This is a genomic window from Pseudomonas sp. UBA1879, assembly GCF_002338065.1.
Lineage (GTDB): Bacteria > Pseudomonadota > Gammaproteobacteria > Pseudomonadales > Pseudomonadaceae > Aquipseudomonas.
Genome location: NZ_DDHJ01000004.1, coordinates 364,580 through 388,712 on the forward strand (window position 1 = coordinate 364,580; position 24,133 = coordinate 388,712).

23 protein-coding genes and 1 tRNA gene are annotated in these 24,133 nt (G+C 59.8%); 10 read left to right on the plus strand and 14 right to left on the minus strand.

The annotated features are described in order from the left end of the window. Nucleotide 1 precedes the first annotated feature (1 nt). The 6 genes from B3N48_RS04780 to B3N48_RS04805 form a co-directional block, all read right to left on the minus strand. Nucleotides 2-1,213, minus strand: coding sequence for a YbfB/YjiJ family MFS transporter (locus B3N48_RS04780; protein ID WP_296180109.1), 1,212 nt, complete (start codon nt 1,211-1,213; stop codon nt 2-4). Nucleotides 1,214-1,456: 243 nt separating this feature from the next. Continuing rightward, a tRNA-Gly gene (locus B3N48_RS04785) sits at nt 1,457-1,530 on the minus strand. Nucleotides 1,531-1,788: 258 nt separating this feature from the next. Beyond that, on the minus strand, nt 1,789-2,673 hold the full coding sequence (locus tag B3N48_RS04790; protein ID WP_296180113.1) for an alpha/beta fold hydrolase: 885 nt from the start codon (nt 2,671-2,673) through the stop codon (nt 1,789-1,791). A 313-nt stretch (nt 2,674-2,986) separates the two neighbouring features. Further along, nucleotides 2,987-3,679 carry a pseudouridine synthase gene (locus B3N48_RS04795; RefSeq protein WP_296180114.1) on the minus strand — a complete coding sequence of 231 codons (693 nt, stop codon included), beginning with the start codon at nt 3,677-3,679 and terminating at the stop codon, nt 2,987-2,989. Between the two features lie 166 nt (nt 3,680-3,845). Beyond that, nucleotides 3,846-4,061, minus strand: coding sequence for a cysteine-rich CWC family protein (locus B3N48_RS04800; protein ID WP_296180116.1), 216 nt, complete (start codon nt 4,059-4,061; stop codon nt 3,846-3,848). Beyond that, nucleotides 4,058-5,539: a sensor domain-containing diguanylate cyclase gene (locus tag B3N48_RS04805; RefSeq protein ID WP_296180118.1), complete on the minus strand. Its 1,482-nt coding sequence runs from the start codon at nt 5,537-5,539 to the stop codon at nt 4,058-4,060. Before B3N48_RS04805 ends, B3N48_RS04800 begins: the two co-directional genes overlap by 4 nt. Before the next feature lie 279 nt (nt 5,540-5,818). Between B3N48_RS04805 and B3N48_RS04810 the strand changes: the two genes are divergently transcribed. Next, a complete protein-coding gene (locus tag B3N48_RS04810) occupies nt 5,819-6,349 on the plus strand; it encodes a hypothetical protein (protein ID WP_296180120.1) in 531 nt (176 codons plus the stop codon). 150 nt (nt 6,350-6,499) lie between these two features. On the opposite strand, the gene B3N48_RS04815 is transcribed toward B3N48_RS04810, so the two are convergent. Beyond that, nucleotides 6,500-7,612, minus strand: coding sequence for an enoyl-CoA hydratase/isomerase family protein (locus B3N48_RS04815; RefSeq protein WP_296180122.1), 1,113 nt, complete (start codon nt 7,610-7,612; stop codon nt 6,500-6,502). A 169-nt stretch (nt 7,613-7,781) separates the two neighbouring features. Between B3N48_RS04815 and ung the strand changes: the two genes are divergently transcribed. Next, nucleotides 7,782-8,477, plus strand: coding sequence for a uracil-DNA glycosylase (ung, locus tag B3N48_RS04820; protein WP_296180124.1), 696 nt, complete (start codon nt 7,782-7,784; stop codon nt 8,475-8,477). Between the two features lie 155 nt (nt 8,478-8,632). Here the strand turns inward: ung and B3N48_RS04825 are convergent, their stop codons facing one another. The 4 genes from B3N48_RS04825 to B3N48_RS04840 all read right to left on the minus strand — a co-directional run bounded on the left by B3N48_RS04825 (nt 8,633) and on the right by B3N48_RS04840 (nt 12,698). Beyond that, entirely contained in the window at nt 8,633-9,667 is a 1,035-nt protein-coding gene (locus B3N48_RS04825; RefSeq protein WP_296180127.1) for an AbrB family transcriptional regulator, read from the minus strand. Continuing rightward, the gene (locus tag B3N48_RS04830; RefSeq protein WP_296180129.1) at nt 9,660-11,174 is read right to left on the minus strand and encodes a tripartite tricarboxylate transporter permease; all 1,515 of its coding nucleotides are present in this window, start codon (nt 11,172-11,174) and stop codon (nt 9,660-9,662) included. Before B3N48_RS04830 ends, B3N48_RS04825 begins: the two co-directional genes overlap by 8 nt. A 1-nt stretch (nt 11,175) precedes the next feature. After that, complete coding sequence (locus tag B3N48_RS04835) at nt 11,176-11,634, minus strand: tripartite tricarboxylate transporter TctB family protein (protein ID WP_296180133.1); 459 nt, start codon at nt 11,632-11,634, stop codon at nt 11,176-11,178. Between the two features lie 77 nt (nt 11,635-11,711). Then, a complete protein-coding gene (locus B3N48_RS04840) occupies nt 11,712-12,698 on the minus strand; it encodes a Bug family tripartite tricarboxylate transporter substrate binding protein (RefSeq protein WP_296181592.1) in 987 nt (328 codons plus the stop codon). Between the two features lie 453 nt (nt 12,699-13,151). On the opposite strand from B3N48_RS04840, the gene B3N48_RS04845 reads away from it, so the two are divergent. Both B3N48_RS04845 and B3N48_RS04850 read left to right on the plus strand, forming a co-directional pair. Further along, a complete protein-coding gene (locus B3N48_RS04845; protein WP_296180135.1) occupies nt 13,152-13,823 on the plus strand; it encodes a response regulator in 672 nt (223 codons plus the stop codon). Continuing rightward, nucleotides 13,816-15,231: a sensor histidine kinase gene (locus B3N48_RS04850; RefSeq protein WP_296180139.1), complete on the plus strand. Its 1,416-nt coding sequence runs from the start codon at nt 13,816-13,818 to the stop codon at nt 15,229-15,231. The genes B3N48_RS04845 and B3N48_RS04850 overlap by 8 nt, the downstream gene beginning before the upstream one ends. Before the next feature lie 168 nt (nt 15,232-15,399). Here B3N48_RS04850 and B3N48_RS04855 read toward each other — a convergent pair whose 3' ends face one another. After that, on the minus strand, nt 15,400-16,221 hold the full coding sequence (locus B3N48_RS04855) for an HDOD domain-containing protein (RefSeq protein WP_296180141.1): 822 nt from the start codon (nt 16,219-16,221) through the stop codon (nt 15,400-15,402). Between the two features lie 71 nt (nt 16,222-16,292). Beyond that, on the minus strand, nt 16,293-17,234 hold the full coding sequence (locus B3N48_RS04860) for a YgfZ/GcvT domain-containing protein (protein ID WP_296180144.1): 942 nt from the start codon (nt 17,232-17,234) through the stop codon (nt 16,293-16,295). A 143-nt stretch (nt 17,235-17,377) separates the two neighbouring features. On the opposite strand from B3N48_RS04860, the gene B3N48_RS04865 reads away from it, so the two are divergent. Together B3N48_RS04865 and B3N48_RS04870 are read left to right on the plus strand one after the other, a co-directional pair. Beyond that, complete coding sequence (locus B3N48_RS04865; RefSeq protein ID WP_110950141.1) at nt 17,378-17,632, plus strand: succinate dehydrogenase assembly factor 2; 255 nt, start codon at nt 17,378-17,380, stop codon at nt 17,630-17,632. Further along, the gene (locus tag B3N48_RS04870) at nt 17,616-18,083 is read left to right on the plus strand and encodes a protein YgfX (protein WP_296180149.1); all 468 of its coding nucleotides are present in this window, start codon (nt 17,616-17,618) and stop codon (nt 18,081-18,083) included. Before B3N48_RS04865 ends, B3N48_RS04870 begins: the two co-directional genes overlap by 17 nt. Here B3N48_RS04870 and nadB read toward each other — a convergent pair. Beyond that, on the minus strand, nt 18,052-19,668 hold the full coding sequence (gene nadB, locus B3N48_RS04875; RefSeq protein ID WP_296180152.1) for an L-aspartate oxidase: 1,617 nt from the start codon (nt 19,666-19,668) through the stop codon (nt 18,052-18,054). The genes B3N48_RS04870 and nadB overlap by 32 nt on opposite strands. Nucleotides 19,669-20,163: 495 nt before the next feature. Between nadB and rpoE the strand changes: the two genes are divergently transcribed. The 4 genes from rpoE (at nt 20,164) to B3N48_RS04895 (ending at nt 24,122) form a co-directional block, all read left to right on the plus strand. Then, a complete protein-coding gene (rpoE, locus tag B3N48_RS04880; RefSeq protein ID WP_037014368.1) occupies nt 20,164-20,745 on the plus strand; it encodes an RNA polymerase sigma factor RpoE in 582 nt (193 codons plus the stop codon). A gap of 33 nt (nt 20,746-20,778) precedes the next feature. Further along, nucleotides 20,779-21,369, plus strand: coding sequence for a sigma-E factor negative regulatory protein (locus tag B3N48_RS04885; protein ID WP_296180164.1), 591 nt, complete (start codon nt 20,779-20,781; stop codon nt 21,367-21,369). Between the two features lie 8 nt (nt 21,370-21,377). Further along, on the plus strand, nt 21,378-22,370 hold the full coding sequence (locus tag B3N48_RS04890) for a MucB/RseB C-terminal domain-containing protein (protein WP_296180167.1): 993 nt from the start codon (nt 21,378-21,380) through the stop codon (nt 22,368-22,370). Nucleotides 22,371-22,679: 309 nt separating this feature from the next. Then, nucleotides 22,680-24,122 carry a DegQ family serine endoprotease gene (locus B3N48_RS04895; RefSeq protein ID WP_414704196.1) on the plus strand — a complete coding sequence of 481 codons (1,443 nt, stop codon included), beginning with the start codon at nt 22,680-22,682 and terminating at the stop codon, nt 24,120-24,122. Nucleotides 24,123-24,133 lie beyond the last annotated feature (11 nt).

Below are 24,133 nucleotides of genomic sequence, written 5' to 3' on the forward strand. Positions count from 1 at the left end.
GTCAATGAGGGGGGGCGGTCGGCAGACGCGCTGCGACTAGATCAATCAGCAAAGCCAGGGCAATGGCTGCGGTGCCAATCAAGAATAGCAGCGCGTAATGGCCCCCGCTGTACGCGAACAGGTACGAAAATCCATAGGCCCCCACTGCCTGAAACAACGCGAAACCTACGGTTGCTGTGCGCCAGGCTGCTCCTTGTTGCGCAGGGTGATAGGCGAGCAACTCATGCACCCGGCCCAGCACCAATGGCACGGTACCGGTGACGAAGGCGCCGACCACCACGCTTGACGTCATCAGCCACGGCGCGTCGAGCCCAAGCGCCGGGATGCACACGCATACCCCCTCCAAAATAAACGACAAACGCAACGCCAGACCGAAGCCCACACGATCCGCCAGCGCTCCCGCCAACAATGGCCCCACAGTGGCGCCGACGCCAAACAGCACCCAATACTGCGCGCCGACGTCGAGCCCTTTGCCCAGGCCGTGCGCGACGTACGCCACCAGGAAAATCATGTGCGGGACCCAGCCCGCGGCATTGAGGGCGTACTCCGCGTACAGAGCGTTAAGCCTTTTGTTATTTGATTGACGAGGGTGACGGGTCGCGTGGGCGGGCGCCGTTTCATGCGTCGGCCAACCTTTCCAGGCGAGCGCAGTGAACACCAGGCTGATCACGCCCAGGCCTATCCACGTCTGTCTCAAGCCTTGCTGCAACAGCAATGGCACCAACGTACCCGACGCCGCGATGCCGACACCGACACCCATGAAAATGACGCCGCCTGCCAGCCCTCTCTTGGCAGGCGTCACGTGGGCCAACACCGCAGGCGCCGCCAACACCATCAAGGCCCCTCCGGAGATCCCCGACAGCAGTCGCCAGCCGAAAAACCATAGGTAGGACACCGGAAACGCACACGCCAGAAATGCAGCGCTGGCCAGCAACATCATGGCTCGCAGCGTGAAGGCCGTTGATGATCTGTCCGCCATTACCCTGCCGCTCAGCGCGCCGACCAGATAACCCGCAAGATTGGCCGCGCCTAAATAAGCGGCCTTGGACGCGTCGAACCAACCTGCATCGATGATCGCGGGCAACAGTGGTGTGTAGGCAAATCGCGCCAGCCCGATCCCGACAAGCGTTGCGAGGAAACCTGCGGCCACGCCCCATTTGGCATTGCGGGCCTGATCAGTTGCAGAGGGGGAGCGCGTGTGGGCCTTGTCCATCGTCATCGCCTATTGAATTCGGATAGCCCACCCTACGCGCGCATCGGGTATCTGCAAAAGCGAATAAAACGGATCAGGGGTAGCTGAATGACAGATAGCTCTGTCGTGCTGATTCACCCATCAGCTGAAGCTCCGGTTTGGCAAAGAACATCCGAGCCGCAACAAACATCGGCGATAGCGAAATCGTTCCGGATGATCAGCACGAAGAAAGGGATGTGGATCGGGGGAGGGGACTTGAGAGACTGGAGCGGGTAGAGGGAATCGAACCCTCAACTAAAGCTTGGGAAGCTTTCGTTTTGCCACTAAACTATACCCGCTGTTTTTGTGCGTCTATTGCTCATTCGGCAGGTGATTCTTCCTGACCTTCGTATGAACATCCACGGAAACCGTGCCGTTTGACGACATCCGCTACCGACGCTTTCAGCGGCTGACTTTGTACCAGAAGCGGGCAGTGAAATGAAGCGTTAAATGCCGTGCAGGGGAAAATCAACTGCATGCTTCAAGGTTTGGAGTTGGTTCGCGCCTCGCGTTGGATGGTTGATCGCGAATGAGTCCATCCGCAATACCTCCCCCGGTCAGAGCGCAAATGCAGGGTTTGGCTGCACCTGTCGATGACGCAGGCGAACGGGTTCGGGAGACGGGGTCAGAAAGCTCATCAGCGCGTTCCGGGATTGCAGGCAGGCTGCCTTGTTCTCCATGTCCAGGAAATGTCCCGCGTGGTTGATGGTGATGAACTGGCAATCCCGGATGTGGTTGGCAAACAGTTGCGCATCCGGTGCCGCCGTGTATTCGTCCCATTCACCATTGATGAACAACACCGGCACGTTGATGCGTTTGGCGGCTTTGATCTGGCCGTGCGTGGTGGTGTCCAGCACATGGTTGATGTGGTGATGCATCTGCGCGTATTCGTGCAGGTCCAGCGAGCTGAGATGCCGATAGTTGAAACGCTTGAACAGCGACGGCAAGTGTTTGCCAATGGTGCTGTTGATCAGCGTGCCGACTTCGTACCGGTCGCAGGCGCCCAAGTGCTGCTGGCCGCGCGTCAGGTAATCGTGCATGGGTTCGTTGATGACCGGCGAGAAAGAACTGATGACGGCTTTTTCGACCCGCTTGGGGCGATGCGCCAACGCGACCAGCGCTGCCGCGCCACCCCACGAGAACGACAGGATGTGTTCGGCGTTGAAATGGTCGATCAGCTCCAGCAGGATTTGACCTTCGACTTCTTTGGTCAGCGGTTTTTCGTGCAGGTTGTGCGGCTTGGATTTACCCGCGTAAGGCTGGTCGTAAAGGACTACATTGAACTGCGGATGCAGGTTGCGCACGGTCTGGGCGAACGATGCTGTCGTGGCCAGTGAGCCGTTAACCATGACGATGGTCTTTTCCGCGGCGTCTGCGCGGTAGAACTCTGTGTAAACCCGAAACTGGCCCTGGATATCAAGCACAGCGATTTCTGGATTCATATCCATGTCTCCTGACGTTAAAACAGGTGTGCACGCAATCACGTTGCACGTGTTTCGTGACAGGTAGGCAGTGCCTGGAAAGGGGGGGCATGTCGGCCGGATCAGATCGTCCGACAGCGGCTGTTATTAGCGGGCGCTCTACCGAACCGCGGCCCGAAGATAAGGCGCGGTAACGACGGAGTTTTTATTGAAAAAGGCCTGTGACTGATCGGTCATATGTGGACCGACGCTCGGATTCAAGCAGTCCGCTCAGGAATCTGCAAGCGCGGCGGGCGAATTGTCTTGCGCAATCTGCCGGGCGGTCGAAAGACCATCAAATCAGGCGAATCTCCTCAGCCGTGAGTGCGCGGTAATGGCCAGGCTGTAGCGCTGAATCGAGCACCAGTGGACCCATGCTTTCGCGGTGCAGGCCCACAACCTTGTTATTGAAGAAGCCGAACATGCGTTTCACCTGATGGTAGCGGCCTTCCATGATGCTCAATCGGGCATGGTGGGGGTCAAGGATGATCAGTTCGGCAGGCAAGGTCGTCAGGTCTTCGAAGGCGAAGTAGAACCCCTCGGCGAACTTCTTCACATAGTGCTGACCGATTTCCTGCTCGGTTTCAACGTTGTAGACCTTTAGCAGTCGAGTGGTGGGTTGGGTCAGACGGCGGGACCATTGCCCATCATTAGTGATCAGCATCAGACCTGAAGTATTGAAATCCAGGCGTCCGGCGATGTGCAGGTCGTGCTTTTCTGGCTCGTGAAGCAGATCCAGAACGGTAGCGTGCTGCGGATCGGTCGTCGCGCTGACGCAACCGGTGGGCTTGTGCAGCATGAAATAGCGGGCGGGTTTGCCGGATTGCAGCGTTTCATCGTCGAGCCTCACCTCATTGAATTCTCGTACCTCGTGTAATGGGTTCTTCACGATCAACCCATCTACCTTGACCCGACTGGCGAGCAAGGCCAGGCGCACGTCTTTGCGGCTGAAGCGGGGAAGGTTGCTGAGAAAACGGTCGAGACGCATGGTAGGTCGGCATGTGGTAAAGGGTGGCATGTTAGGGCAAGCCCGCCCGACGCTGAACTGGCGGGAGCCCATTTATTCAATTTCGACCCCCAGATCTTTAACGGTTGAACCAACGTCTCTCCAATGAATTCGTTCCCACTGCTGAACGCGCGGGCGGGGATCAACGTCAGGTAGGCGTGGTTTCCTCGACTAAGCCGGCGCAGCGCGGACACAGGCACGCCCTGTCCCGAACGTCTTCAGGTAACGCCGCCAGTACCGCGGGGTCGATTGTTTCCGTGAAGCACCAACAGGCCTGATCCGCCGTTCGCGGGTCCGCCAGGGTGCAGCGATTGCTCTGGCCGCAGACAGGGCAGGTGTCAGCGACGGCGGGAACAGCGGTCATGCCGGTTCTACCTGTTCGGTGCAGACCCGATTGCGTCCGCCTTGCTTGGCGCTGTAAAGCGCTTGGTCGGCGCGTGCGATCAGGCTTTGCAAAGTGTCGTTGGGGTGCAGCTCGGTCAAGCCCAGACTGACCGTGACTTGCAGAGCAGCATCTGTGAACACATAGGTATGCTGTTCCGCCAGCAGACGAATTTTCTCGGCAACGCGTCGGGCACCGCTGGTGCTGGTGTCCTTGAGCAGAATGATGAACTCTTCGCCGCCCCATCGGCAAATGATGTCGCTGTCACGCAGGCAGCGCCTGACATCGTCGGCAAAACCCACCAACACTTCGTCGCCGGCCAAGTGGCCGTGGGTATCGTTGAGCCGCTTGAAATGGTCGAGGTCCAACAACATCGCCGAAAGTGCCTTGTGATCACGACGGCATTCGGCAATGGCGTTCATGGCGATCCGGTCGAACCCTCGGCGATTGGGCAGGCCCGTCAGGCTGTCAAGCATCGCCTGGGTTTCGATACGCAATTGAAAACGGCGCAATACCCGGTTGAGCAACACCAATACCACCATCATCACGGCCAGGCAGATCAGCAGATTGACGTACAACGACTGCCGAATGTCGCTCAACGCGCCGTCCTCGCGCTTGTCGACGAACAGGTACCAGTTCAGTTCCGGGATGTAGCGCACATTGAGGAAATGCGCGTCGCCATTGGCATCGTATTGATAGCTGCCGCTCAGTGGCTTTGGCATTTGGTCCAGCAGATTCTCCAGGCCAGGAAGCTCGCGCAGTATCTGCCCGATCTTCGCGCCCTGTGGCCCGCCGCCTGCACCGGTCAGCACCAGGCGTCCGAAGGTGTCGACAAAGTACACGCTGCGTTGATAGCGCTCCTGATAGCGATCCATCAGCTTGATCACCGCGTCCACGGTCAGGCCGACACCGGTGGCGCCGATGAAATTGTCGCTGTAATCGAAGACTTTGTAGTTGATGAAAAAGGTCAGGTTGTCCTTGTTCGCGAGGTCCGGGTCGACATTGATCTCATACGGCTCGGCCATGTCGCGCACTCGGTAATACCACGCATCGCGGGGTTCATCCGGGCGGATTTTTTTCAGCACGCCTTTGGCCTGGTAGTAGGTCAGGCTGTGATTGGAGACGAAGAACGAGGTGTACGCGCCGTAGTGATCCATTACCTCCTTGAGGTAGCGAGTCATCTGCTCGGGGTCTTTCTCCCCGGCCACCACCCAGTCACGCACAAAGGTGTCGCGGGCCATCATCGACGAGATCAGCACCGGACGAACCAGGTCTTTCTGAATCTCGGAGTACACCGTGTCCGACGTCAACGGGAGCTCGGTGTTAACGATGCTGTCGCGAATGGCATTTCGCGAAGCGAAGTAGCTGAGCAGCGATGTCGCCAGAAAGCTGCTCCCCAGGAGAATCACCAACGTCAACAGCAAGGAGCGTTGTGAGTGGAGCGTGGAACGAAGGGGCATGACCAGTCCGATTGAATGAAGAATCCATTTGAGCGAGACATGCTAGCCTGAGGCCACACTGTTGCGCCATCGGCGGCGACAGTTTGCGCGCAATCGGGTATGTGCCACATGACCTTTGGCGCAAATCGGCCTGCACCGAGGCGGTGCGCCGTCTGGCAGTTGGCGAAGAGGCTAGGGCACTCGATGAGGAATTGGCAGTCAGATGTTGCGTTCTCGGCAGTTAAGGGAACGCCGACCAGCGCCGCTGGTTTGAGCTCTATCGCGGTCCAGGAGGCCGCTATGTATCGACGAAGCTTGCTTACCGTGTTGATGACGTTGTCGCTCGCAGGTTGCTACGGAGGCTATTACGAGTCAGAGACTTACACCCAACCCGTTTACAGCAGCGGGTATGTGTATGAGAGCTACCAGCCCGGCGTGCCGAGCGGGTATTCGGGCGGCTACGGCCCTTCTATTTATTACTCACCGCGGTATTACTCGGCGCCGCGTTATTACTCGCCACCGCGTTATTACGCACCACCGCCGCGCTACTACGGACCAGGCCCGGGTTACGGCGGACGTCCTGGCTATGGCGGGCGTCCCGGGTATGGCGGCGGTCACTGGAACGGTGGCGGAGGCGGCTATCACGGCGGCGGTTCCGGTTATCGCCCACCGCCGCCGCCTCCCGGGCCAAGACCCGGCGGCGGTGGCTGGAACGGCAACCACGGTGGGGGAGGCGGTCCTGCGCCGGGGAGGCCGTCGGGGGGGAACTTCCGCCAGGACGGCAATTTCGGCCGTGGCGGGCACGGGGGCCCAGGCGGCGGGAATCGCTAAAACAAATGACAACGGCGCTCTCGGGAGCGCCGTTTTTTCTGATTGAATCCATGCACTGTGGGTGCGCTAGTCTGCAAGGACAACCTAGCGATCCCAAACTCAGGGTCTGACGTCCCACCGTGGCGGGCCAGCACGCTCCCGGAAATGTCCTCAGTACGCTGACAAATCTGCCAGTGGATGCCTTCCTTCCCACGCCTTTTCGAAATGCGCATCCACCACCGCCAGCGGAATGCTAGCGATGTCCGGCCAGTGCCAGCGCGGCGCGTGATCCTTGTCGATCAGTCGCGCCCGTACCCCTTCTGCGAACTCTGGATGTCGGCAGCAATTGAGGCTCATGCTGTATTCCATCTGAAAGACTTCAGCCAACGAGAGGTGTCGAGCCCGTTGAATCTGCTCCCACACCAACAGCGCCGTCATCGGACAACCTTCGGTCAGGCTCTTGGCCGCTTTGGCCAGCAGTGCATCCTGGGCATGCAGCTGATGTTTCAGGGCATTCCACGCACAAATGGCGTCACCGACGTCCAGCAGCTCGTCGATCTGCTGACGACGGGGCAACCATTGCGCGACAGGCAGGTGATCCAGGGCTTCTCGCTGCAGCGCCTTGAACAGGCTGTTGAGCTGAACGGCGGTCTGTTCCTGCCAGTTCAGTTGCAGGAGTCGGTCAATCATTTCTTCCTGTTGGTCTTCCAGCAGGTAACGATCGGCGAGATCGAGGTCCAGTGCGTCACGCCCGTTAATGTGCGACCCCGTCAGGCCTAGAAACAGACCGAGTTTTCCGGGCAGACGCGACAGAAACCAGCTGGCGCCGACGTCCGGGTACAGGCCGATATTGATCTCGGGCATCGCCAGGCGACTGCTCGGCGTGACCACACGGATGCTGGCGCTTTGCAATAAGCCCATCCCGCCGCCCAGCACATAGCCGTGTCCCCAGCAAATCACCGGTTTCGGGTAGGTGTGCAGCGCGTAGTCCAGGCGGTATTCAGCGGCGAAAAACTGCGCTGCCAGAGGTGGGACTGTTCCTGGTTTGCCGTGCGCCGCTTCCACCAGGGCACGCACGTCGCCTCCTGCGCAAAAGGCTTTTGTACCGTTGCCGCGCAGCAAGACGCAGACGATTTGCGGGTCGCTGGCCCAGGCGTCGAGCCGGTCCTGCAGCGCCAGAATCATCGGCAGAGACAGCGCATTCAGTGATTTCTCCGCATCCAGCGTGGCGATGCCCAAGCGGGCACCGTCGGTTCCGGTGAGCTCTTCGAATTGCAGATTCATCGTGACCTCGTGTTCGTGGGACAGGCGTCCATCAAGGCTGTGAGTTCGCCGCAAGGGGGGAAGTTGCACAGGGTCGATGCAGTGCAGTGTAGGAAATGCCCGATGCACTGCGCTGGAAATAATTGGCCACAGCCCCTAAAGTCCGCGCATTGTTTTTCCGGATATCAAGATGACTGACGACGATCGCATCAAGCTGGAACCCAGCTGGAAACAGGCCCTTCGCGAGGAATTCGAAAAGCCGTACATGGGCCAGCTGCGTGAATTTCTGCGCCAGGAGCATGCGGCCGGCAAACAGATCTACCCGCCGGGTCCGTTGATCTTCAACGCGTTGAATTCGACGCCGCTGGACAACGTGAAGGTGGTCATCCTTGGGCAGGACCCGTACCACGGCCCGAATCAGGCCCACGGCCTGTGTTTCTCGGTCCAGCCCGGCGTGCCCGCACCGCCGTCGCTGGTCAACATCTACAAAGAGCTGAAGCGCGACCTGAACATCGACATTCCCAATCACGGCTATCTGCAATCGTGGGCGGACCAAGGCGTGCTGATGCTCAACACCACACTGACCGTCGAACGCGCCAATGCGGCATCTCATGCGGGCAAGGGCTGGCAGCACTTCACGGACAAAATCATCGAAACCGTCAGCGCCCATCAACCGCATCTGGTGTTCCTGCTGTGGGGCTCCCACGCGCAGAGCAAGAAAAAACTGATCGATGCGTCGAAGCACTTGATCCTCACCGCCGTCCACCCTTCGCCGCTGTCTGCCTATAAGGGCTTCATCGGTTGTGGGCATTTCGGCATGGCCAACAAGTATTTGCAGCAGAACGGGCTCGCGCCGATTGAGTGGCGGTTGCCGGCGCAGGTTTGATCCACCCCAGAACACCTGTCACACCGCATACTCACTGTGGGAGCCGGCTTGCTGGCGAACGCGGTGGTTTAGATACAAACAAGTTGTCTGACACACCGCCTTCGTCGGATCGCCGCCCGCAGCAAGCCAGCTCCCACAAGGGATAGGGCGTTTCTTCAGGGAGTCGGCTGTTTGTTCCAATACCGAAACAGCGGCTCCGCCAAGAACAGCACAAACAGCAGCCGCATCACCTGCATCGCTGTGACCAGCGGCACCGACAGCTGCAACACCTCTGCGGTCAGGCTCATTTCCGCGATCCCGCCGGGCATCATGCCGAGGGTCAGCGAGCGTAGGTCCAGGTGCGTGGCTGCACTGAGCATCCACGCGCAGAGAGCGGCGATGCTCATGGTCAGCGCCGTTCCGATCAGTGTGCGGCCCAGGAACGAGGGCGCGCGACGAAAGAACGCGCGGTTGAAGTGACACCCTAGTCCGCTGCCGATGAGCCATTGGCCGATTTGACTGCCGCCATTGGGCAGGCTGATGTGCAGGTCGAAGCTGATGCTAATCACCGCGCTGACCAGCAGCGGCCCGAACAGCCACGGGTTGGGCTGCTTCAAGCGCTGCCAGCCCCAGGCCACCAACGCGCCGAGCGGGAACAGCAGCGCCAGCCAGGTCCAGTCCACCACCGTTGCGTGTGCGGAGGGTCCGCCGCTGCCCATCAAGTATTTGAAGATCGCGGGTACGCACAGCACTACGGTCAGCACCCGCAGGCTCTGACCGGCGGCCACATTGCTGAGAATGGCGCCGTTGCGTGCGCCAAGATTGACCATCTCGCCGGAACCTCCCGGCATGCTGGAAAAGAACGCCGTGGCGCGGTCTTCCCCGGTGCGCAGCATCAGCCACACGCCGACCACGCTGGACACGCTAGTGATCAGGGCGCCGACGAAGATCAGGCCAAAATGCGAAAGGACTTGTTCGATGACGACCGGGGTGAAGTGCAGGCCGATGCCAATGCCCACCACCCATTGGCCGCACTTGCGGCCGCCGGGGATTTCAGCCAGCTGCCACGGGGTGAGGCAACGGACCAGGATGATCGCCAGCAGCGAGCCGACCATCCAGGGCAACGGCCAGCCGACCTGGCTGGCGAGAAATCCCCCCAGCAGGCCGACCAGCGGTGTGCCCCACCACGTCTTGAAGGGCCGATCAGACATCGGCCAGCGCGCGGCGCTGAATGCTGCGCTTGCGCCAGATGCGAATCAGCGGCAGCACCAGCATGAACGCGGTCACCACCCACACACCGAGGGTGATCGGGCTCGACCACAGAATGTCCAGCGAACCGTTGGAGATCGACAGCGCACGACGCAGGTTCTGTTCCATCAGTCCGCCGAGGATGAAGCCCAGCAGGATCGGCGACAGCGGGAAATCCAGCTTGCGCAAGATGTAACCGAAGATGCCGATACCGACCATCAGAAACAGGTCGAAGGTGGTGGCGTGAACGGCGTAGACACCGATCCCGGTGATGATCGCGATGACCGGCACCAGCGCCCAGTTCGGCACCGCAAGGATGCGGGTGAAGATGCGGATCATCGGAATGTTGAGGATCACCAGCATGATGTTGGCGATGAACAACGACGCGATCAGGCCCCAGACAATGTCCGGTTGCTGTTGGAACAGCAGTGGGCCGGGCGTGATGTTGTACAGCGACAGAGCGCCGATCATCACCGCCGTGGTGCCCGAACCCGGAACGCCCAGGGTCAGCATCGGCACCAATGCGCCGCACGCCGTGGCGCCGATCGCAGTTTCAGGGGCTGCCAGACCGCGCATGTCGCCTTGTCCGAATTTTCCGCTCGCGCCGGCGATGCGTTTCTCGGTCATGTAGGTTACGGCGCTGGCGAGTGTAGCGCCGGCGCCGGGCAACACGCCCATGATGAAGCCCATCAGGCCGCAGCGAATGTTCACGGTGAACACCGATGCCGCTTCCTTGAAGTTGAACATCATGCGCCCGGTGGCTTTGACAGCCTCTTGGCCACGATGGGTCTTCTCCAGCAACAGCAGGATTTCGCTGATCGAGAACAGGCCCAATACCAGCACCACGAACTGAATCCCGTCGGCCAGGTGGATGTTGTCGCCCGTGAAACGGTACACGCCGCTGTTGGCGTCGATGCCGATACTCGACAAGAACAGGCCGATCAACGCAGCAACGAAGGTTTTCAGCGGTCGATCCCCCGCCATGCCGCCCAGGCAGACAATCGCAAAGACCATCAGCACGAAATATTCCGCCGGTCCAAAGGCAATCGCCCATTTGGCCAGCAACGGGGCAAACATCACCATGCCGCAGGTGGCGATGAGCGCGCCGATGAAGGAACTCCAGGCGGACAGTGACAGTGCTACACCGGCCAAGCCCTGACGGGCCATCGGGTAGCCGTCCAGTGCGGTCATCACAGTAGAGGCTTCGCCTGGAATGTTGAGCAGGATCGAGCTGATGCGCCCGCCGTATTCGCAGCCCAGATAAACCGCGGCCAGCAGGATCAATGCCGACTCAGGTGGCAGGCCGAGGGCGAACGCGATGGGAATCAGCAGCGCTACGCCGTTGATCGGGCCGAGGCCTGGCAGCAGGCCGACGATGGTGCCGATCAGGGTGCCGGAAAGGGCAGTGACCAGGTTGTACGGGGTCAGCGCGACGCCGAAGCCTTGGCCGAGGTAGCCGAGAGTGTCCATATCAATTCTCCAGAACGTCGAGCAGGCCGAGGGGCAGAGGCACATCCATCACTTTGTCGAACAGCACATAAAGCAGGATGCTCATCAGCGTGGTGATGACGATGCTTGGCAGCCAGCGACCGCCGTACAGCCGGGCCATCGGAATGCCGATCAGGATGCTGCTCAGGACGAAGCCCAACGGCTCGAACAATCCTGCGAATACCAGCAGCAGCACAACGCAGATCGCGATTTTGATCAGGGTCGGACGGTCCAGCGGCGGCTCGTCTTCGGTGTGCTTGATCGGCGTAGGACGAATCAGCATGTACAGCAGCGAAACCCCCATCAGCCCCAGCATCAGCAGCGGGAAGGCACGCGGGCCAACGGGTTCGTAGGAAAAAGGGGCCTGATAAGGCCAGGCCATCAGTGCCAGGCCAATACAGACCAGCAGCAGCACGAAGGCAAACAGTCGTTGCAAGACCATAGGAAGCTCCTGGTCGCGCCACCGCGCAGGCGGCGCGACGCTTAGTCAGTCAATGGAGAACCAGTCGTGGGGTTCAATCACTGAATCAGGCCGAATTCCTTGGCCAGCGTTTTGTACTCAGCGACCTGTTTCTTCACGTAGGTGTCCAGTTCAGGACCGGTCATGGCAAAGGGGAACAGCTCACGCTGATCGCGCAATTTGGCGAAGTCTTCCGAGGCCAGCAGTTTGTCGAACGAGGCTTTCCACCAGTTGTATTCCTCGTCGGTCACTTTTGGCCCGAGGTAGAAGCCGCGCACCACGGGCCAGACGATGTCGTAGCCTTGCTCCTTGGCAGTCGGGATGTTCTTCATTTCCGGCTCGTCCAGACGCTGTTCGGAGAACACCGCCAGCAGGCGCATGTCGCCGCTGAGAATGTGTGGCATGGAGTCGGAAATGTCAGTGGAGCCCACCTGGATGTGGCCGCCGAGCAAAGCCGTAGCGATTTCACCGCCGCCTTCCAGTGCCACGTAGCGCAGGTCGCGAGGGTTGATGCCAGCGGCCTTTGCGATCAGCGCGGTCTGCATCCAGTCCTGGCTGCCGACGGTGCCGCCGGAGCCGATCACCACTTTGCTCGGGTCGGTTTTCAGGGCTTTGACCAGGTCGTCGAGGCTCTTGTAAGGCGAATCGGCTTTCACCGCGATGGCGCCGTAGCTGGTGCCGACGGCCGCGAGCCAGCGCACCGCGTTTTCGTCGAAACGGCCGAACTTGCCTTGCGCCAGGTTCAGCAACGAACCGCTGGACCACGCCACCAGCGTGCCGGCATCTGCAGGGCGTTGGGCGACCACGGCGTTGTACGCCACTGCGCCCACACCGCCCGGCATGTAGGTCACGCGCATTGGCTTGCTGAGCAGCTTCTCGTTGACCAGCGCGCTTTGCGCCAGCTTGCAGGTCAGGTCGAAGCCACCGCCTGGCGAGGCAGGCGCGATGCATTCAGGGCGGTTCGGCTCGGCGGCCCACAATTGAGTGGCCACCAGCATGCAACTGGCGGCAACGCTGATACGGCGCAGGGATAAGTTCATGGTCAGTCTCCGATGGAGTTGTTGTTTTTGGGTATGGATCGATCAGGCAATGGCGTCGCAGCGTGAAGCGCCTGCGAATATCAAAAACGGGGACGTGACGACGCACTGCGCCAAGCGGCGAAGCGTGCGAAAAACGGAACGGGGTTCAGACGGCGCAATGGCCGAGATGTGCAGTGAGGGCATCACCGAGGACTCCGATATTGTTTTTATTGTTGAAAACGCATCAAGGCGTTTTTCGTCACGACCCGGCGTCACGAAGGCTGCACGGGGCGCAATCGTAACGAGTCGTGACCGGATCCTAATCAGTGAAGCTTTCAGCAACCTTTCAACTACCTTTCACGAAGCGCGCGATTTTGCGTTTCGACTTTTACCGGCGATGTTTCAGATATTTCCCACCTCCACATGGAGCGCTGCCCCTGTAAACTCCGCCCCCATCAAACGTCCCAAGGGAAGACATCCATGCGTGTCCTGCTCGTCGAAGACCATCTGCAGCTGGCTGAAAGCGTCGCACTGGCGCTCAAGGGCAGCGGGCTGACCGTGGATGTCCTGCACGACGGCGTGGCCGCTGATCTGGCCCTGAGCAGCGAAGAATACGCGGTGGCGATTCTTGACGTGGGGCTGCCGCGCATGGACGGCTTCGAAGTGCTGGCCAAGCTGCGCGGACGGGGCAAGAACACCCCGGTGCTGATGCTGACGGCCCGAAGCGACGTGAAGGACCGGGTGCACGGGTTGAATCTGGGGGCCGACGATTACCTGGCCAAACCGTTCGAATTGTCCGAACTGGAGGCGCGGGTCAAGGCGCTGCTGCGACGTAGCGTCCTCGGCGGCGAACGCCAGCAGCGCTGCGGCGTGCTGGTTTACGATCTGGACACCCGCCGGTTTACCTTGGGTGACGAGACACTGACATTGACCTCCCGGGAACAATCGGTGCTCGAAGCGTTGATCGCCCGCCCGGGTCGTGTCATGAGCAAGGAACAGCTGGCCGCGCACGTGTTCGGGCTGGATGAAGAGGCGAGTGCCGACGCCATCGAGATCTACGTGCATCGCCTGCGCAAGAAACTGGACGGACATCCTGTCGCCATCGTTACCTTCCGAGGCCTCGGCTACCTGCTGGAAAGCCGCGATGCTTAATCCGTTTCCCTCAGCGGAGAACAGCCTGCGCTGGCGCCTGCTGTGGAACCTGGGACTGCTGCTGGTCGTGCTGATGATCGCCAGCGGCATGAGCGCTTACTGGAACGGGCGGGAAGCGGCAGACACCGCCTACGACCGGACCTTGCTGGCCTCGGCGCGGACCATCGCCGCGGGCTTGTCCGAGCGCGATGGGACCCTAAGCGCTGACGTGCCCTACGTCGCCCTCGATACCTTCGCCTACGACAGCGCGGGCCGGATTTACTACCAGGTCAACGACATCAACCAGAAGCTGATTTCCGGCTACGAAAACCTGCCCGCGCCGCCCCCTGGCACGCCGCGAACTGACGACTATCCCGCTCTCGCCAAGTTTTACAGCGCGCGATATCAGGGGCAGGACGTGCGAGTGGTCAGCCTGCTCAAGGCCGTCAGCGAGCCCAACATGAACGGGATCGCCGAGATCCGCGTGGCCGAGACCGAGGAGCAACGCGTGAACATGGCCCGCAGTCTGATGGCCGACACCTTGTTGCGTCTTGGCATGCTCGGCAGCGGCGCGCTGTTGCTGGTGTGGTTCACGGTGAGCGCCGCGTTACGGCCGCTGGATCGCCTGCGCACGGCAGTGGAAGAGCGCCAGCCCGATGACCTGCGTTCGTTGCCGCTGGTGCAAGTGCAGCACGAATTGCGCCCGCTGGTAAGTTCGCTCAATCATTTCACTGAGCGGCTGCGCATGCAGTTTGAGCGCCAGGCGCAATTCATTGCCGATGCCGCCCATGAATTGCGCACGCCGCTGGCCGCTCTCAAGGCGCGTGTTGAGCTGGGGCTACGGGATCAAGACCCTGCCACCTGGCGCAGCACGTTGGAAAGCGCCGCAACCGGCACCGACAAGCTCACCCATCTGGCGAACCAGTTGCTGTCACTGGCGCGGATTGAAAATGGCGCCCGTGCCATCGCTGAAGGCGGCGCCGAGTTACTCGACCTTAGCCAACTGGCCCGAGAACTGGGCATGGCGCTGGCCCCTTTGGCCCATAAGCGGGGGATCGCACTGGCATTGGAAGCCGACCAGCCGATCTGGATGAAGGGCGAACCCACCTTGCTTAACGAGCTGCTGAGTAACCTCGTCGACAACGCGATCGCCCACACGCCGCCGGGAGGCAATGTCGTACTGCGCGTGCATGCGCCCTGCGTGCTGGAAGTCGAAGACGAAGGCTCCGGCATCCCTTTGCATGAGCGTGATCGGGTGTTCGAGCGTTTTTATCGACGCAATCAGCAAAGCACCGGATCAGGGCTGGGACTGGCCATCGTTGGCGAAATCTGCCGCGCGCATCTGGCCGAGATCACGCTGCACGACGGCGCTGAGCGGGGTTTGAAGGTGCGCGTGACGTTCGCGGCGTCTGAGATTGAAACACGATAGGTTTGCGGGGGCTGTAGGAAGTGCACCCATGAACCCTGGATACGGGATCTGTAGGAGTGAGCTTGCTCACGAAATGGCAATTACAGGCGCTGCACATCAGCGATTATGATGCCTTCGTAAGCAAGCTCACTCCCACAGAGTGGGTTCGGCGCGCTATTGGGCAACGGCTCAATACAACAGCGTCATCGCGTCGTTCATCTGCCCGATCAACCCGCCATCGGCCATGTTCAGCCCCAACTGTTTAACGGCTGGCATGTTCTGCACATCGAGATTGGGGTAGGGGCGGCCGGTCGCTTCATGCACCTGCACGGTCGCGACCTGAACCAGGTCCACATAGTCAGCCTGTTCAGAGACCCGGCTGAAGTTTTGGAACTGACGGGGCACGATGGCCAGCGCATCGGGGAAATCCCATGAGCGCAGCAGCCGCTCACCTATGATCGGGTGAATGCGCTCGATCACATGGTTGAGGCTGACGGCGTCGGCCAGCAGCTCAAAATTGTCCTCTGCGTAGGTCAGAATGGGCAGCACGCCAATCAGGTGGATCAGGCCGGCAAGCGTCGCCTTGTCAGCTTTCAAGTGACCGCGCTGTTGGCTCAACAGATTACAGACCCCTGCGACTTGCAAGCTCAGCTTCCAGATGTCTCGCATCTTGGTTTCGATGACGTGGGATTTGGCGTGAAACATCTGCTCTACCACCAAGCCGATCGCCAGGTTGCAGCTGTAGTTGACGCCCAAACGACGCACTGCTGTCAGAACGTCACTGACCTCGAAGTTAGGCCGTAGCAGCGGGCTGTTCACGACTTTGATCAAGCGAGCAGAGAGAGCGGTATCGCTACCGATGACTCTGCTCAGGGCGATGATACTGATTTCCGAGTCTTCGGCGGCAAGGCGAATTCTCATTGCAACTTCGGGGAGTGTCGGCAGAAACAGGGCGTCTTTGTCGATCGCCTTGATCAGATCCCTCTGCACCTCGTCAGCCATACTACTCATATTGGATCTCTGGATAATGCATTCCGGTCAACACCCTGATTGCACGGCGGCATGGGGCGGACGACGACGGCTCAACGCTCTGTCTCGAGTTTGGCATCCAAAGTGTACGGGAGTTCGCCGAGTTGCAAGGCAATACCATCGGGCGCACCAAGGCGAATGTTGCCGTCTTCCACCGCATCGCCCTGCAACACCGCCAGCAACTCGATACCTGAGCCCGATCGGGCCGCTACCACCACGTTGCCGACTGCACTGGCATGCACTGGAGAAAACAGCGCGACACCAGGTTCCGGTACTTCACTGCCTTCAAAGCGCAGGTGATATTGGCGGCGTTTCAGCTTGCCCAGATACTGCATTCGCGCCACGATTTCTTGCCCGGTGTAGCAGCCTTTCTTGAAACTGACGCCACCTACGGCCTGTAGATTGATCATCTGCGGGATGAATTCTTCGCGGGTCTGCGCAAAGACTTGTCCGATCCCGGCGCGAATCTGCCCGAGCAGCCAATCGTTGAGCGTGCCTTCCGGCAGCTGTGCAGCCAGTCGATCATGCACTTCCGAGCCCTGATCGGCCCGGACCCAGAGTTCGGCACGGGCAGGGGAGACGCGGATGGCGATCAGGTCATGGGCACGAACCACCGAGTCTGCTTCTTGAGGCAGGTCCAGGCCCAGGCTGGCGAGCGCGCTGTCGGCATGGCTGAGGCCGAAACGAACCCAGGCGGCGTTTTCGTCAGTCAATTTGGACTTGGAGAAAACGGCGTATTTTCTCAAATCCAGTAATTGCGGCTCGATCAGCTCGGTGGCCATGGCCAGTAGTACGCCATCGCCCTCCAGCAGGATACGGAAGCTGGATTGCATGCGCCCTTTTTGCGTGCAGCGGGCGCCAAGGGTGGCTTTGGCCTCGCTTTGATAGTCCATGTTGCAGGTCAATTGACCTTGCAGGAACTTGCTGGCGTCCACGCCGCGAACGGCCAGTACACCTTCGTGGGAGAGTGGGCAGAAAAAAGCGGAGTCGGCCATGGGTCATCGCAGGGGTAGAAGTCTGGGGCACCATCATAGTGCCCTGCCTCGTTTATGGGTATATGCAATGCATTGCGACCAAACGCGGGTTCGCCCCTCACAGCCTCCCCTGTATACTCGCCGCCAAATTCGAGGAGCGCTCCATGGTCGAAGAAATTGAACTCAACCGCCTCTTTTGGCACAGCCGCCGCGGTATGCTCGAGCTGGATGTTCTGCTGGTGCCGTTTGTCAGAGAGGTTTACCCATCGCTGAACGACGTTGATCGCGCGCTCTATGTTCGCCTCCTGACTTGCGAAGATCAGGACATGTTCGTCTGGTTCATGCAGCGCGGCGAATCGGAAGACCCGGAGTTACAGCGGATGGTTCGCATGATCCTGGACCGTGTCCAGCCGAAGTGATCATTTCGAATGCCGGTGGCAGCGCTCGCGGGCGTTGCTGTTGGCGTACCTCAGCGCGCAGTTGCTGGCGCTGATCAGCCTCTACTGCTTGAACATTCCAGCCTCGGCTGCGTCGCTCGGCGTTCTTGTGTGCCTGCTCCATGGGTTTCACTGCTTGCCAAAATCGGTGCTGCTGAATGATGACCGTGCTTTTACCCAGTTGCGTCGTGACGATGGCGGCTGGCAGTTATGGAACCATGAGCAAGGCTGGCAGCCGGTACAGCTGCGCCCGGACAGCCTGGCACTGCCTCACATGGTAGTGCTCAGGTTTCGTCTGATGAAGGGTGGCTGGTGGGGACGGCGGTGGGTCAGAAGTCTCTGCATTCCAAGCGATAGCATGGCGCCGGATGCCCATCGACGCCTGCGGCTGCGCCTGAAGTTCACTCGGCGAAGGTGGGCGGCACCAGAATAGTGTCCACGGCCTCGGGCAGCATTTCCGGATAATCCAGCGTGTAGTGCAGCCCGCGGCTCTCCTTGCGGGCCATGGCCGAGGCAATCATCAATTCCGCCACCTGGGCCAGGTTGCGCAACTCGATCAGGTCGCGGCTGACCTTGTAATTGCTATAGAACTCGTCGATTTCGTCCAGCAGTAGGCGTACCCGATGCTGAGCGCGTTGTAAGCGCTTGTCAGTGCGCACGATGCCCACGTAGTCCCACATGAAACGCCGCAGTTCGTCCCAGTTGTGGGCAATGATGACGTCTTCGTCAGAGTCCGTCACCTGACTGGCGTCCCAGAACGGCAAGTTCTTGGGCTGTTCGATGACGGCCAGCTGCGTGACGATATCGGCCGCCGCTGAGCGGGCATAGACAAAACATTCCAGCAGCGAGTTGCTGGCCATCCTGTTCGCGCCGTGCAATCCGGTGAAGCTGGTTTCGCCGATGGCATAGAGGCCCGGCACGTCGGTGCGGCCGCGCTGGTCAACCACAACGCCGCCGCAGGTGTAATGTGCGGCAGGCACGACAGGAATGGGCTGGCGAGTGATGTCGATACCGAATTCAAGGCACCGCTCATACACCGTCGGGAAATGGGTTTTGACGAATGCTTCCGGCTTGTGGCTGATGTCGAGGTAAACGCAATCGATCCCCAGGCGTTTCATTTCGTGATCGATCGCGCGAGCCACGACGTCACGCGGGGCCAGTTCGGCGCGTTCATCAAAACGTTGCATGAAGCGCTCGCCATCCGGCAGCGTCAAATACGCGCCTTCGCCGCGCAGCGCCTCGGTCACCAAAAAACTCTTGGCCTGTGGGTGATACAGGCAAGTCGGATGAAACTGATTGAATTCCAGATTGCCCACCCGGCAGCCCGAGCGCCACGCCATGGCAATGCCGTCGCCGCAGGCGCCGTCCGGGTTGCTGGTGTAGAGATAAACTTTAGCCGCGCCGCCTGAAGCCAGAATCGTGAACCGCGCGCTGTGCGTATCGACTTCACCGGTCGCGCGATCCAGCACGTAGGCGCCCAGGCACCGGTCGCCGGTCTGGCCGAGCCTGCGCTCTGTGATCAGATCGACCGCCACCCGTTGTTCCAGCAATTCAATGTTCGAACGCGCTTGGGCTTTGGTCAGCAGGGTGCGGAAAATCGCCGCACCGGTGGCGTCAGCTGCGTGAATGATGCGGCGATGGCTATGACCGCCTTCGCGCGTCAGGTGAAACTCGAACCCACCATCGACCACCGCCGACTGATCATCGCGCGTAAATGGCACGCCCATGTCGATCAACCATTGGATGGCTTCACGGCTGTGTTCGACCGTGAAGCGCACCGCATCTTCATTGCAGAGGCCGCCACCGGCGTTGAGCGTGTCTTCGACGTGGGATTGAACGGTATCCGCGTTGTCCAGCACCGCCGCGACGCCGCCCTGCGCCCAGAAGGTCGAGCCATTGGCCAGGTCGCCTTTGCTCAAGACCGCGATGCGCAGATGGTCGGGCAGCGTCAACGCCAGGCTTAACCCGGCGGCACCGCTGCCGATGACCAAGACGTCGTGTTGAAAGTGTCGGCTCATGCTTCTTATCTCGGCTTCTATATGGCCACTAGTATGTAAGGAGTGGTAACGGCACAATGGCCGGGATTTATGGCCATTGTGAACCACAGCGGGGGCCGATTGTGCGCTACTCCGCAGCACCGTGCATACCATTTGAAGGGCACTCCATATCGGGGCAGCACTCGAATTGGATCCTACAAACTTCACGGTGGTGTCTTACAGCCTCCAACGAAATATGGGAACTTTTCATAAAGCCCTACGTTCAATAGAGGGTTGCCGATAAAGGGACAGCGTCGGCGCATTGCCAAGGGGGTTCGCCCTGTTAAGCACGCGCTTTTGACGACAAGATTATTCACGCAGCCGACTTGGTTCGAGCTGCGTTTTTCGTGCGGGCCACCGACGCTCGCCGGAAACTTGCTTGAAGGGGGGAGAACTTTTGCGAAAAGCCCGAGTCTATGTTTGCAAGCCTGTGAAGCAGCCTCTGCGACACTCCTTTGAGCTCTATGAGGAGTGTTCATGCTAACCCAGGAAGAGGATCAGCAACTGGTCGAACGCGTACAGCGCGGCGACAAGCGAGCCTTTGATCTGCTAGTGGTGAAATATCAGCACAAGATCCTTGGGTTGATCGTGCGGTTTGTCCACGACACCCACGAAGCCCAGGATGTCGCGCAAGAGGCTTTTATCAAGGCTTACCGTGCGCTTGGGAATTTCCGCGGCGACAGTGCGTTTTATACGTGGCTGTACCGCATCGCCATTAACACGGCGAAAAACTATCTGGTGTCGCGAGGTCGGCGGCCGCCGGACAGCGATGTCAGATCTGAAGACGCGGAGTTCTACGACGGCGATCATGGCCTCAAGGACATCGAGTCGCCGGAGCGTGCATTGTTAAGGGATGAGATCGAAGGCACCGTCCATCGGACCATCCAGCTACTGCCTGAAGATTTGCGTACAGCGTTAACTTTGCGCGAGTTTGACGGTCTGAGTTACGAAGACATTGCGAGTGTTATGCAATGTCCGGTTGGTACCGTGCGCTCTCGCATTTTTCGCGCTCGGGAAGCCATTGATAAAGCCCTGCAGCCTTTGTTGCAGGAAACCTGAGACAGCGGCGACAGCCATATGAGAGGAACCGCCATGAGTCGTGAAGCCCTGCAGGAATCGCTGTCCGCGGTGATGGATAACGAAGCGGACGAATTGGAACTACGTCGGGTGCTCAACGCCATCGACGATGCGGATACACGTGCCACATGGTCGCGTTATCAAATTGCTCGTGCAGCAATGCATAAAGAACTGCTGATGCCACACCTGGACATTTCGGCTGCGGTCGCTGCTGCGATTGCCGACGAAGTGAGCCCGCTCAAGGCGGGTCGTGGTCCTTGGCGTACTCTGGGTCGCCTCGCGGTGGCTGCCTCCGTCACCGTCGCGGTGCTGGCAGGCGTGCGTCTCTACAATCAGGATGATATCGCGGGTGCTCAGCTGGCCCAGCAGTCGGTCCAGCCAACTAACATTGCCATGCCTCAAGTGAAAGGTCCGGCAGTGCTGGCGGGCTACACTGAAAGTGAGCAAGCCCCGGGCCCTATGGCCAGCGGTGTGTTGCAGAATCAGGCTGGCTGGCACGATCAGCGTTTGCCTGGCTACTTGCGCCAACATGCTCAGCAAGCTGCGTTGAAAGGGACTGAAAGTGCGCTGCCATACGCCCGTGCTGCCAGCCTGGAAAACCGTTAAGGAGGATCATGCGCGCCATCCCTCTAGTGCCGCTTTTGCTGGGTGGGTGGCTTGTCCTCCCTGTTCATGCCAACGATGCGCAAGACCAGCTTAAACGTCTTGCGCAGGCAGAACAGCAGCAAAGCTTTCAAGGCACCTTCGTCTACGAACGTAATGGTAGCTTCTCCACTCACCGGATCTGGCATCGCGTTGCCGATGGCAAGGTCAGTGAGCATCTGCTCCAGCTTGATGGATCTGCTCAAGAAGTGCTGCGCGTAAATGGGGTCACCCAATGCGTCAGCGGTACGCTTGAGGCGGGTGTTGCGAACCTTCCTGATTCCCCCTCACATGCCTTCGACGCTGCCAAGCTCGCGGCATGGTATGACATGAGTGTCGCTGGAAGTTCCCGCGTGGCTGGACGTCCGGCAACGGTCGTTATGCTGGCGCCGCGGGATCAGCACCGCTACGGCGTCGAGCTGCATTTGGATAATCAAACCGGCTTGCCGCTGAAATCGCTGCTGTTGAGCGACAAAGGTCAGCTGCTGGAACGCTTCCAGTTCACCGAGCTGAATACCGCAGATCAACTGACTGAGTCGATGCTTCAACCGAGCGCAGACTGCAAGGCGGTTACCGTTGCGAAGTCCAAGTCAGAGCCTTCAAAACTGCCTGTGACATGGCGGTCTGACTGGTTACCTCCAGGATTCGAGCTGAGCAGCGCGGCTGCGCGCAAGGATCCTGATTCCAAGACGCTGGTGACCAACCTCATGTATGACGACGGCTTGGCTCGCTTCTCGGTGTTCATCGAGCCTATAAGCGGTGCTGCTGCCACTGACATTCGTACTCAGTTAGGGCCGACCGTGGCGGTGTCCCGTCGCCTGACCACGCCCAAAGGTGATGCGATGGTAACCGTTGTCGGCGAGATCCCGATCGGCACTGCCGAGCGTATCGCGCTGTCCATGCGCACTGATCCGGCACCGTCTTCGACGGGCAATAAAGCGCCCGGAGCCACCAGTAAAAATTGATCTGACGAACCGGCGAATACCCTGTATGAAAAAGGTTTCATGCAGGGCGCTACCGACCCAAGCCGCGCAAATGCTGGCCTTGATGAGACGCTGAAATGTTTGGTCAGCTTTGCGGGTTGCAAACACCCTCTTTTTTTTCTATAGGTCACAGCTTCTTGGCTCTGGCCTTTTGTCGTTTCAGCTTTCTGAAAGCTGAAAGGGTGTAAAACTGGCTGAGAGTGACGCACTGAGCAACACTGCCAACTGCAGATGCTCCTCGAACCGCTCGGTTCGTACCGCTTAACCATGCTCGTTGTGAACGGGAGCCGTATGTCGATACCACGCTTGAAAACTTATTTGTCCTGGATGGCCGCCGTGCTGATGCTCGGCCAGGTCCTCACTGCGCAGGCTGAAGCCCTGCCGGACTTCACGTCACTGGTGGAGCAGGCGTCGCCTGCCGTCGTCAACATCAGTACGCGTCAAAAACTGCCGGACCGCTCAGTAGCGCGCGGGCAAATGCCTGACCTCGAAGGCCTGCCGCCCATGCTGCGAGAGTTTCTCGAGCGCAGCATGCCACCCGGATCACGTCCACCGGGATCCGGCCCAGGCAAGGGGGATCGTCAACGGGAGGCGCAATCCTTGGGTTCGGGCTTCATCATTTCCGCTGACGGTTTCATCCTGACCAACAACCACGTCATCGACGGGGCTGACGAGATTCTGGTACGCCTTTCCGACCGTAGCGAAATGAAAGCCAAGCTGATTGGCACCGACCCACGCACTGACGTGGCGGTCCTGAAGATTGACGGCAAAGACTTGCCGACGGTCAAGCTGGGCAATTCGGACAAGTTGAAAGTGGGCGAGTGGGTGTTGGCCATCGGGTCGCCGTTCGGATTCGATCACTCGGTTACCAAAGGCATTGTCAGCGCAAAGGGTCGTAGCCTGCCGAACGACACCTACGTGCCGTTCATTCAAACCGACGTGGCCATCAACCCTGGCAACTCGGGCGGTCCGCTGTTCAACATGGCCGGCGAGGTCGTGGGTATCAACTCGCAGATTTTCACCCGTTCTGGCGGTTTCATGGGCCTGTCGTTCGCCATTCCGATCGACGTGGCGATGGATGTCGCGAACCAACTGAAGGCCAATGGCAAAGTCAACCGTGGTTGGCTGGGGGTGGTGATTCAGGAAGTGAACAAAGACCTGGCCGAGTCGTTCGGTCTGGACAAGCCTGCCGGCGCTCTGGTGGCGCAGGTACTGGACGACGGCCCGGCGGCCAAGGCCGGTTTGCAGGTGGGTGACGTGATCCTCAGCGCCAACGGCACGCCGATCATCATGTCCGCTGATTTGCCGCATCTGATTGGCAATCTGAAGGACGGCAGCAAGGCCGAGCTGGAAGTCATTCGGGACGGCAAGCGTCAGAAACTGGCCGTGACAGTCGGCGCGCTTCCCGCGGAAGGGGAAGAAATGGGCGCCTCGAACGAAGGCGTCGAGCGCAGCAGCAATCGCATGGGCGTTTCGGTCACCGACTTGACGGCTGAGCAGATGAAGTCGATGGACCTCAAGGGCGGCGTCGTCATCAAGGACGTTCAGGATGGCCCCGCTTCGCTGATTGGTCTGCAGCCAGGTGACGTCATCACCCATCTGAACAATCAGGCGATCACGTCGGCCAAGCAATTCACGGAAGTTGCCAAAGGGTTGCCGAAGAATCGTTCGGTGTCGATGCGGGTGTTGCGCCAGGGTCGCGCGACATTCATCACATTCAAACTGGCGGAATAATCGGCCAGACG

What these genes read in the sequence shown, in the direction of transcription:
- B3N48_RS04895 (WP_414704196.1), top strand. Translation starts at nt 22,680, where the DNA reads ATGTCGATACCACGCTTGAAAACTTATTTGTCCTGGATGGCCGCCGTG.
- B3N48_RS04885 (WP_296180164.1), top strand. Translation starts at nt 20,779, where the DNA reads ATGAGTCGTGAAGCCCTGCAGGAATCGCTGTCCGCGGTGATGGATAAC.
- B3N48_RS04815 (WP_296180122.1), bottom strand. Translation starts at nt 7,612, where the DNA reads ATGAATCTGCAATTCGAAGAGCTCACCGGAACCGACGGTGCCCGCTTG.
- rpoE (WP_037014368.1), top strand. Translation starts at nt 20,164, where the DNA reads ATGCTAACCCAGGAAGAGGATCAGCAACTGGTCGAACGCGTACAGCGC.
- B3N48_RS04795 (WP_296180114.1), bottom strand. Translation starts at nt 3,679, where the DNA reads ATGCGTCTCGACCGTTTTCTCAGCAACCTTCCCCGCTTCAGCCGCAAA.
- B3N48_RS04830 (WP_296180129.1), bottom strand. Translation starts at nt 11,174, where the DNA reads ATGGACACTCTCGGCTACCTCGGCCAAGGCTTCGGCGTCGCGCTGACC.
- B3N48_RS04865 (WP_110950141.1), top strand. Translation starts at nt 17,378, where the DNA reads ATGGTCGAAGAAATTGAACTCAACCGCCTCTTTTGGCACAGCCGCCGC.
- B3N48_RS04780 (WP_296180109.1), bottom strand. Translation starts at nt 1,213, where the DNA reads ATGGACAAGGCCCACACGCGCTCCCCCTCTGCAACTGATCAGGCCCGC.
- B3N48_RS04855 (WP_296180141.1), bottom strand. Translation starts at nt 16,221, where the DNA reads ATGAGTAGTATGGCTGACGAGGTGCAGAGGGATCTGATCAAGGCGATC.
- B3N48_RS04790 (WP_296180113.1), bottom strand. Translation starts at nt 2,673, where the DNA reads ATGAATCCAGAAATCGCTGTGCTTGATATCCAGGGCCAGTTTCGGGTT.
- B3N48_RS04835 (WP_296180133.1), bottom strand. Translation starts at nt 11,634, where the DNA reads ATGGTCTTGCAACGACTGTTTGCCTTCGTGCTGCTGCTGGTCTGTATT.
- nadB (WP_296180152.1), bottom strand. Translation starts at nt 19,668, where the DNA reads ATGAGCCGACACTTTCAACACGACGTCTTGGTCATCGGCAGCGGTGCC.
- B3N48_RS04850 (WP_296180139.1), top strand. Translation starts at nt 13,816, where the DNA reads ATGCTTAATCCGTTTCCCTCAGCGGAGAACAGCCTGCGCTGGCGCCTG.
- B3N48_RS04805 (WP_296180118.1), bottom strand. Translation starts at nt 5,539, where the DNA reads ATGCCCCTTCGTTCCACGCTCCACTCACAACGCTCCTTGCTGTTGACG.
- B3N48_RS04810 (WP_296180120.1), top strand. Translation starts at nt 5,819, where the DNA reads ATGTATCGACGAAGCTTGCTTACCGTGTTGATGACGTTGTCGCTCGCA.
- ung (WP_296180124.1), top strand. Translation starts at nt 7,782, where the DNA reads ATGACTGACGACGATCGCATCAAGCTGGAACCCAGCTGGAAACAGGCC.
- B3N48_RS04800 (WP_296180116.1), bottom strand. Translation starts at nt 4,061, where the DNA reads ATGACCGCTGTTCCCGCCGTCGCTGACACCTGCCCTGTCTGCGGCCAG.
- B3N48_RS04890 (WP_296180167.1), top strand. Translation starts at nt 21,378, where the DNA reads ATGCGCGCCATCCCTCTAGTGCCGCTTTTGCTGGGTGGGTGGCTTGTC.
- B3N48_RS04860 (WP_296180144.1), bottom strand. Translation starts at nt 17,234, where the DNA reads ATGGCCGACTCCGCTTTTTTCTGCCCACTCTCCCACGAAGGTGTACTG.
- B3N48_RS04825 (WP_296180127.1), bottom strand. Translation starts at nt 9,667, where the DNA reads ATGTCTGATCGGCCCTTCAAGACGTGGTGGGGCACACCGCTGGTCGGC.
- B3N48_RS04845 (WP_296180135.1), top strand. Translation starts at nt 13,152, where the DNA reads ATGCGTGTCCTGCTCGTCGAAGACCATCTGCAGCTGGCTGAAAGCGTC.